9 protein-coding genes are annotated in these 7,937 nt (G+C 61.0%); 3 read left to right on the top strand and 6 right to left on the bottom strand.

The annotated features are described in order from the left end of the window. Positions 1 to 216: 216 nt before the first annotated feature. The 5 genes from NCR34_RS27775 to NCR34_RS27755 all read right to left on the bottom strand — a co-directional run bounded on the left by NCR34_RS27775 (position 217) and on the right by NCR34_RS27755 (position 4,311). The gene (locus NCR34_RS27775; protein WP_250501429.1) at positions 217 to 780 is read right to left on the bottom strand and encodes a recombinase family protein; all 564 of its coding nucleotides are present in this window, start codon (positions 778 to 780) and stop codon (positions 217 to 219) included. Between the two features lie 483 nt (positions 781 to 1,263). After that, entirely contained in the window at positions 1,264 to 1,578 is a 315-nt protein-coding gene (locus NCR34_RS27770; RefSeq protein WP_250501428.1) for a hypothetical protein, read from the bottom strand. 144 nt (positions 1,579 to 1,722) lie between these two features. Then, positions 1,723 to 3,651 carry a bifunctional DNA primase/polymerase gene (locus NCR34_RS27765; protein WP_250501427.1) on the bottom strand — a complete coding sequence of 643 codons (1,929 nt, stop codon included), beginning with the start codon at positions 3,649 to 3,651 and terminating at the stop codon, positions 1,723 to 1,725. A 43-nt stretch (positions 3,652 to 3,694) separates the two neighbouring features. Next, the gene (locus tag NCR34_RS27760; RefSeq protein WP_250501426.1) at positions 3,695 to 4,084 is read right to left on the bottom strand and encodes a hypothetical protein; all 390 of its coding nucleotides are present in this window, start codon (positions 4,082 to 4,084) and stop codon (positions 3,695 to 3,697) included. Positions 4,085 to 4,116: 32 nt separating this feature from the next. Continuing rightward, positions 4,117 to 4,311, bottom strand: coding sequence for a DNA-binding protein (locus NCR34_RS27755; protein ID WP_250501425.1), 195 nt, complete (start codon positions 4,309 to 4,311; stop codon positions 4,117 to 4,119). A 420-nt stretch (positions 4,312 to 4,731) separates the two neighbouring features. Here NCR34_RS27755 and NCR34_RS27750 point away from each other — a divergent pair, with 420 nt between their 5' ends. Genes NCR34_RS27750 through NCR34_RS27740 form a run of 3 tightly spaced genes read left to right on the top strand, consistent with a single transcriptional unit; the run spans position 4,732 to position 5,827 of the window. Next, the gene (locus tag NCR34_RS27750) at positions 4,732 to 5,382 is read left to right on the top strand and encodes a nucleotide-binding protein (RefSeq protein WP_250501424.1); all 651 of its coding nucleotides are present in this window, start codon (positions 4,732 to 4,734) and stop codon (positions 5,380 to 5,382) included. Next, positions 5,375 to 5,608: a hypothetical protein gene (locus NCR34_RS27745; RefSeq protein WP_250501423.1), complete on the top strand. Its 234-nt coding sequence runs from the start codon at positions 5,375 to 5,377 to the stop codon at positions 5,606 to 5,608. Before NCR34_RS27750 ends, NCR34_RS27745 begins: the two co-directional genes overlap by 8 nt. A 54-nt stretch (positions 5,609 to 5,662) precedes the next feature. Continuing rightward, positions 5,663 to 5,827: a hypothetical protein gene (locus NCR34_RS27740; protein WP_250501422.1), complete on the top strand. Its 165-nt coding sequence runs from the start codon at positions 5,663 to 5,665 to the stop codon at positions 5,825 to 5,827. A 648-nt stretch (positions 5,828 to 6,475) separates the two neighbouring features. On the opposite strand, the gene NCR34_RS27735 is transcribed toward NCR34_RS27740, so the two are convergent. Further along, a complete protein-coding gene (locus NCR34_RS27735) occupies positions 6,476 to 7,174 on the bottom strand; it encodes a replication initiation protein (protein ID WP_250501421.1) in 699 nt (232 codons plus the stop codon). Between the last annotated feature and the right edge of the window lie 763 nt (positions 7,175 to 7,937).

The raw sequence follows: 7,937 nt of genomic DNA, 5'->3' as shown, positions 1-7,937 counted from the left end.
CTCGCTGCGCTCGCCCTAATGAGAGAAACGGCAACGTCAAAACCGAGGGCAACAAAAAGCCCGCTGACAGGAGCGGGCGAAAGGGTTGCGCACCAACGAGAGAACGGTACGCATAAGCAGCGTAGGCCGCGCAAAGGTAAGTAAGCAAAGAAGGGTCCATCCCTTTTGTGCGGATCGACACCAAGGGCCGCTAGCCCTCGCAGCGTAAAATCGGCGTTAGGCGACGTCAGCGCGAAGGTATTGGTAAAGCGTCTCGCGGCTGATACCGAACTCGCGCGCCAGCACGGCTTTCTTCTCGCCGGCTTCGGCACGTTGGCGCAGCGTCGTGACTTGCGCGGGCGTCAGCGCCGGCTTACGGCCCTTGTAGACCCCTTTGGCTTTGGCAAGCTCGATGCCTTCGCGCTGGCGCTCGCGGATCATGGCGCGCTCGAACTGAGCGAAGCCGCCAAGCATGGTCATCATCAAATGCGCCATCGGGTCGTCGCCGCGCCCGCTGAACTTCAAACCCTCTTTCACGAACTCGACGGACACTTGTTTCGCCGTCAATTCGCGCACGATGCGCAGCAGGTCTTCCGTGTTGCGCGCGAGCCGGTCCATCGAATGAACGACGAGCGTATCGCCGTCGCGGGCGTAGTCGAGCGCGGCCGTCAATTGCGGGCGGTTTGCATCCTTGCCGCTCGCCTTGTCTTCGAACACTTTGTCGAGTTGCGCGCCGTCAAGCTGGCGCTCCGTGTTCTGGTCGACCGTCGAAACCCGCTTGTATCCGATGCGCTTGCTCATTTCGCTACCCCGTTTTGTTGTTTGTGTCAGGATAGATTCTAGACCCTTTGGATAAAGTGTCAATAAATATCTAAAACAATCTTAATCTGACACTTTCCGGGGCCGCTCCTGACAGTCAGGCTAGGCTATACCGTAACCGGACAGTATTGGCGCGCAGTTTGCAGAGAATCCAATTACCCAGTTGCTAGCGGTATCGCGTTATGGATCACGACTTCCTCGAAGTCAGCGCTATCGAAAAAGCTATCGCGCGGTGTCAACAAGAAATCGAGGCGCAGACGGACTGCCTTACGCGGCAGACAAAAGCCGGATTTGATGCGGCGGCGTCACGACGTTTGTTGTTCACTCTCCATCGCAATCTAGAAGCTCTGAACAGGCAAAGCAAACTTTAGAAGCAGCTTCCAAAAGAAGGCCGCTAGGGGCTCGCGCTGCGAAAGTGCCTCATCGATAGGGGCGTGCCGTTCGAGGGGCGTGGCGGGGCTGTATTCAAGCGGCAGGGGGGTTATCGGCGGCGCTTCGCCCTTCCGAGCGCATGCGCGCAACCGAGTAACTGTCTCTGCGATTCCGCGCTGCACGGGCGGCGCGCTCCTTCCGCTCCTCGGCGGTCCAATATTCGGGACGCGCCGCCGCCGCGCCCAATAGCAACCGCTCCACTGTTCGCCCGGTGCATTCGCCCGGCCGGCGCTTCGCCGCGAGCAGCGCCGCCAGGTCGGAACAGACCCAAAACGACAGGCGCTTAAAGTCCGCGGCCCGCAATCGTTCCTTGTATCGCGCCAGCCGTTCGGCGTTTTCTGATGCCATATCCACCCCCTTCGAATCAAAGGCCGCTAGCGAGACGCAAAGGACGAAAAAGGCCGAATGCGTCTTTTTGGGCCTGCTGCAAAAGGACGCAAAGGACGCAGCACCCTTAGAGGGTGCGTCTTTGCGTCTTGCGTCTCGTCTGGTTTAGTTTTCCCAAACCCATCCCTCGGGCTCGATGTAGAGCCCGGCCGCGATGAGCGAATCGAGCGCCCGTCGCGCTTCCGGTTTGCGTCGGCGAATCTCGCACGTCATGTCGCCCGCCAGAGCCGTCACGGCGTCATCTTTTCGAACGCATGCGCGATCGACCGGCGCGCCGCCCTCGCCTTTGTGCTCGGAGGTAAGTAAGAGCAGTTGCATGCCGTCATGCACGAGCTTTTGCGTCGCGCCCTTCAGCACGCGCCGCGCGCTTTGTGCAGGCGCCTCGTCGGCCTCGACGACGCACGACGTTTCAAGCTCGCCATCGGCGTCTTCGCCCAGCTCGACGAGCTGGAGCCGGAACGCATTACGCGCGCCGTCCGCATCGTCTTTGCTCTTTGCGACGGACCATTCGCGGCGCTCGCCGTCGCGCCTTACTTCGATACCGGCATCGAGCGCCGCAAACAGGCTGCTATGCCCGCGCAGCCCCTTCGCCGCATCCTTGCCGGTGTGATGCACCGCCAGCACGACGCCGCCGACTGCGCGCTGTATTGCCTTGCATGCCTCGATGAGCGCGCCCATATCCGTGCTCGCGTTTTCATCGGCTCCCGGCGCGGCCCGGTTCAACGTGTCGATAACGAGCAGCCCATCCCGCAACCCGGCTTCCGATACGGCCGCGCACAAGTCGTCGACGTCGGCCTCGTTGCGAAGGTCGAATGATTGCGTGATGAACGCCATACGATCGGGCAGCGCGCGGCCGTAGTGCTCGCGCCATGCATGCGTGCGCTTCGATAAACCCGCCTCGCCTTCGAGGCAGAGATACGTAACGGGTGCGGCCGTGACGCGCCGCTCGAACCACTCCGCGCCGCCAGCGACGGCCGCGCACAGATCGAGCGCGAGAAACGACTTACCCGAACCCGACGGGCCGTAGAGCGCCGCCAGCCCCGACGCCGGCAGCACGCCCCGCACGAGCCAGCTAAGCGGCGGCGCGTTGAGCAGATCGTCGGCCGACAGCAGCCGATAGCGGCCCGCGTCGACTTCAGGTGCGATTCGCACTTTTGCGGGGTCATTCCATCCGGCTTTTTGCGCCTGATGAAACAGCGTCGCGGCCGTGACTCGATCCGCTTTATCGTCTCGGAACGAATCCCACGCCGCCCGGCAGTCGTCTTCGCCCTCATAGTTCGCGCCGAGGCTGCTCCATTCATTGAACGCGCCAAACGACACGCCGGCATCTTTCGCCGCCATCGCGCGCCGAATCCATGCATCTCGGTCGCATCCGGCATCGAGCGAGAACAGCGCCGAGCATGCGCGGGCTATCTCGGTCGGCAGCCGGTCGGAAACGTCCATAGGCGCGTTCGAATGCTCGGCGCAGGGCGCGTGTACCCAATCCGGCAGCAACGGCAACGGCGGCGCATCCAGCAAGCTAGCGCCCGGCATCCATTCATAGGCCGTCCCGTTCGGATGAACGCTCGGCGGCGCGACGACATAGCCGTTGTTGTGTTTGAGGTCGATTCCCGGCCCGAGCTTGCCCGGCAATTGCGCGCCGCCAGGTACGCGGTAATAGCGATGCTCGCCGCCGCTACCCGTCTTTACGACGACTGGCGAGCACAACGGGCCGTGTTCCGCTTCGAGCGCCGCGAGCGTGTCGAACCCGTTCGCCTTGCCCGCGTGCCGGTCGATATCGACGACGGCGAGCCCCGACGCAGAACAGTTGATGCCGATGTTTGCTTCGGGGCAAGTGCGCCACCATTCCGCGATTTTTGCGGGGTCGCGCGTCGCGTCCTTCACGCCGTGGCGCGTAAGCGGCGTTTTGCCATTCGGCTCCAGCGGGAGAACGTAATAACCCTGCGCGGCATAGGCGAGCGCGCAATCGAGCCGCGTCCCGGGCTCGAGTTGACGGCGGCTCGCGCCATCCCTATATTCTTGATTACTAACCATTTTTTGCCTGATCGAATCGCCCGGCCTCGACGCCGGGCTTTTTTTATTGGGAGCGTGCCGGCTGCTCGTAGCGGCGCATCTTGGCGTCGACGGTCATATCGAACGTGCAATTGGGGGTGCGGGGAACCTGCCGATGCCGGTATCCGCAAATGAGCGCGGCGAGAATGAGTTCGCCGTTCGAGACGTCGATATCGGCGCAAGCTCGCGCCCAGTTCTCGGCGTAATGCTTCAGGGTGTACGAGCCGGCTTTGCTGTTGAAATACCGTCGAGGACGACCGAAGGTGCGCACGAACAAAACAGCCGCGCGCACTTGCTCCATATCGAAGTCGCGGCCAACGTAGGGCGCGCGCTCGATGTGCCAGCCGTCAACCGTAAGCCGGGGATTTGCGCTCCGAATCGGAGCCGCCGCGCGCCGCACTTCGTCGACGCTCATTTGCGCGACGGCATCGGAGAAGCGAGGCGCGCTCATACTGCCGCCCCCGCCCATTGCTCGGCGGCATCGAGCGGCCACCGGAGACGCCCGTTCGGCATCTTGACCGGCCGCAGGTTGTAATACGCGCCGGTCTGGCGGTAACGCTTGTAAATCGACTGCGCTCGAACGTGCAGCCGTTCGGCTAGTTCGTCGGTCGTTAAAAACTGCGCGCGCTGTGCGGGTTCCATGCTCTTCCTCGTCGAATCGTTGCGATGAGGTCGAACGGTACTTTCGTTAGCATCCCTACGGGATCGAATCGCGCTGACTTTTACGACAAGCCTTTATAAATCAAGACTTATCGAACATTCCTGTCACGTTACGTTGTCGCGCGTATTCGCGTCGATGCGCCACGCCCTTTCAATTCCAGCGTATTTTCAAAATTTTTCGGAAGGGGCCGTTTAGCGCCGATGCGTGTACGGGAGCGCATTGGAGACGCCCCCGGCTTGACCCCGGTACGGGGGGTTCCGCGCGGGCTTTGGCCGCGCCGGCCGAAAGTGGATCCACCCCGCGCCGCCATGCCGTAGCGGCTCGCGTTCGGCGGCGGACGTTTCCATTTCGCCCGCACCCTGCTACATTCTCGGATCAATAAATCAACAAAGGTTGATTTCATGAAAACAATAATTGTTGCAAGCCAGAAAGGCGGGAGTGGCAAGACTACGCTGGTGTCTCACTTGGCCGTTGAAGCGGAGCGGGCCGGAGACGGCCCCGCGTGGATCATCGACACGGACAGGCAAGGAACGTTAAGCCGCTGGCACGAGAACCGGACGGCGGAGACGCCGCAGCGGGCGGACGTTCCTTTTACCAAGCTCCGGGCCGGACTGGAGGCGCTCGAGAAGCAAGGCGCGGCCTATTGCATCGTAGATACCGCCCCGGCGCTCTCCGACCAAAACACCGCCCTCCTCCGCTTGGCGGACCTCGTTCTAATCCCCGTACGCCCCTCCCCTGCCGACCTATGGGCCGTAGCGGAGACCGTGGAACAGGTTAAGGAGGCCGGTAAGCCGCTCCTCTTCGTCATTACCCAAGCCAAGGCCCAGGCCAGCATTACGGCGCAAACCGTGGCCGTCCTCTCGGGACACGGGCAGGTAGCGCAGTCGTTTATCGCGGACCGCGTGCCGTACGCCGTGGCAATGACCTCGGGCCGCACCGCGCCCGAGCTAGGGGCTAAGACGCCCGCAGCGGCAGAGGTAGCGGGGCTTTGGTTCTGCGTGAAATCATGTTTTCATGAAAACAAGAAAGCAAGGAAGGTAGCGAATGGCTAAGGCAAGTAACCCACTGGCGGACACCCTCGCGCCACGCAAGGCAACAGCCCCGCAGAGCGCCTCAAGACAGCGGGGGGTAGTGCCGTCCTCGGAGCTTGTGCCGCTGCAATTCCGTATGCCGCCCGAGTTCGTTAAGGCGTTCAAGCAGGCCGCCTTAGATCGAGATATGAAGCTCAATGAATTGCTGAATTCTTGCTTTCACGAATTCATGAAAAATAGTGAGTAGCGCTTCGGGCGCTTGGATTGCGTGTGAGGCTAGAAAGGATTTGCGGAACTAGCCATGAAGCGCGATTTCCAGCAGCGCCGGGCCTATGCGCTGTGCCGACTCAGCGGGGCCATCGACCGGTATTTACTCGCGACCACGTCCGCTGCCAAAAAACAGGCGGTGAAATGGGTCAGGGCGTGGGCCAGGGCAGCGGGCGTGGATGACTTGGCTCGCGATTGACGCGGCGCACCAAGGGACCCAAGTGGGACAACAGGTTTTATGTCGAGCGGAATTCCGGCCTCCATCGGGCCGGTTTTGCTGCGGTGCAGCATCCTGCTTTACGTTGGGTCTCAACGTTGGTTAAAGCCCGCTGTGCCAGTTCCAACGCGTCTTGGCTGCGGTGGAGCGCGAGCAGCAAATCGCGCGACGTTGAGTCGTCCCGGCCCATTCTTGCCTGTTGCCTAACGCGGTCCATCTGGGCCGCAATTTGCTCCCGGCACTCCTCGATGGCCGCATCGATAGCGTTGGGTTGAAAAAGATTCTGAAATCTCATATGCGCTCCCGTTTTTGTTGGTGCGGGGCCTACTCACTCCCATGCAGGATAGCCACGAGACCGGGAAATACACATCGCAGCGTTCCCCGTGCGAGCTAGCGTTCCGGCTCGGGCAGTCCGCTAGCGCCGCGCCTAAGTCCGTCATCGGGAAATCAGGCCCGAGGCGTTCCACGAGCCGCGCGAGGTGATACCGGCCCCGCCGTTCGCAGCGGGAGCACGCTATATCTAGGTGACTCGCTTTCGCGGCCACGTCCCCGAGGGCTACGCTACCGTGTGTTGTCATAGGCCCCCGTGGGTACACATTGGCCGTCAATCTATGGTGTACAAATTCCGGGTTAGCCAGCCTGAAAATCTAGGGCGCCTTGTTCCGCTTGCCGGAACTCAAACCGCAATCCGACCGTCTTGCGCCCCTCCTTTACCTGTTCCCACTTCACATCAAGGTTGTTTTTCTTCTGTAGTTCCTTCACGGCGGGTTCAATCACGCGGCGGCGTAGTTCCTTAAAGTTCGTCCGGTAGTTCTCCGGGGCGTCCATTGCGTGTTCGAACTCCTCCAGTGTCGGATTCCACTTCCCCGCACCGTTCCAGCTTTTCAGGTTCTCAAACAGCCGCCAGCTATAGACTGAACGCAGCGCGGCAGCGTGCTTGAGCTTGTATGTCGTGAATTCCTGGCGGAGGCAGAAGATAAACGGCTGTATGTCTGGATGCCAAGTGATCGTGACGCAGCCTTGCCCCGCCGAGTACCGCGCCCGGAGTAGCCACGTATGCTTTATCAGGTCGCCCTTTCGGTCACGGTCGGGCCGCACGATTACCTTTGTCAGCAGGCTATCCGCGCCGTCCTGTAGCTGTTCGTAGGCCGTGTTAAGGCTAACGTCGAACGCCTCCGCGTACTCCATTGCGGATAGCTTCACGGTCCAAAACTTCTCATCGGTTAGCGCGCGCCCGTCCGTGGAGTCGGTGGCTGCCAGGGCCGCCGCTACAAGCCGCTTCTCGGACAAATTCAAACTGTGCGACGCCCGGACGATCACATTCGCCATAGTTACGTTTCGGTCCGAAATCGACGTTTGGCTTGTGGGCTTGGAGGTAAGGGTCTTTGTCATGGCGTCGCGAATGGTGTACGGCATCAATTATGTACACCATAGACCCACGAGTCAATATTGCGGCGCATGTGGACAACTTCCGATTTTCGGCGGCCCTGTGGATAGCCCCCGGAAAATGTCCCATAGACCCGGAAAACTGCCACCGTAAGCCCGGAATTTGTACACCTCAAACCCGGAAAAAGTACACCATAACGCCCGGTGAGCCTTATCCAGTAAGGGTTTGAGGACGCCTAAAACGATAAAACGGTAAAACGTATATAAAACGGGGCGCACGCACACGACCCGGAATTTGTACACCACAGGCCCGCTACGTAACCGAGAGACTAGACAAACAAAAGCCCGCCGAAGCGGGCCAAGCGATTCTTACAACAGATGCGTCGTGTCCAAGGACGCACTAGTAGCTTAGGCGCTCATACGGCCAGGACAAGAAAAAGCCCGCGCTCTCGGGCAGAGGGGCGGGCTAAAAGTTATCACCTGAGAGAGAGTGACGCTGCAACTGCAGCACTCCTCATACCTGCCACATCGGTTATCCCGCGTCCCCGTGGACAGCCGGGTACAAGTCCCTGCGGACTTGCCCCCTACCTGACCACGGGTCCCCTCGCGGCGTGGGGCCTACGGCGTGACTCGCTGCGCTCGCCCTAATGAGAGAAACGGCAACGTCAAAACCGAGGGCAACAAAAAGCCCGCTGACAGGAGCGGG

The sequence above is a fragment of the Caballeronia sp. GAWG1-5s-s genome (assembly GCF_023631445.1).
In the GTDB taxonomy this organism is placed as follows: domain Bacteria; phylum Pseudomonadota; class Gammaproteobacteria; order Burkholderiales; family Burkholderiaceae; genus Caballeronia.
Note: the sequence above shows the minus strand (reverse complement) of the source record. Positions and strands in the feature narration are given on the sequence as shown.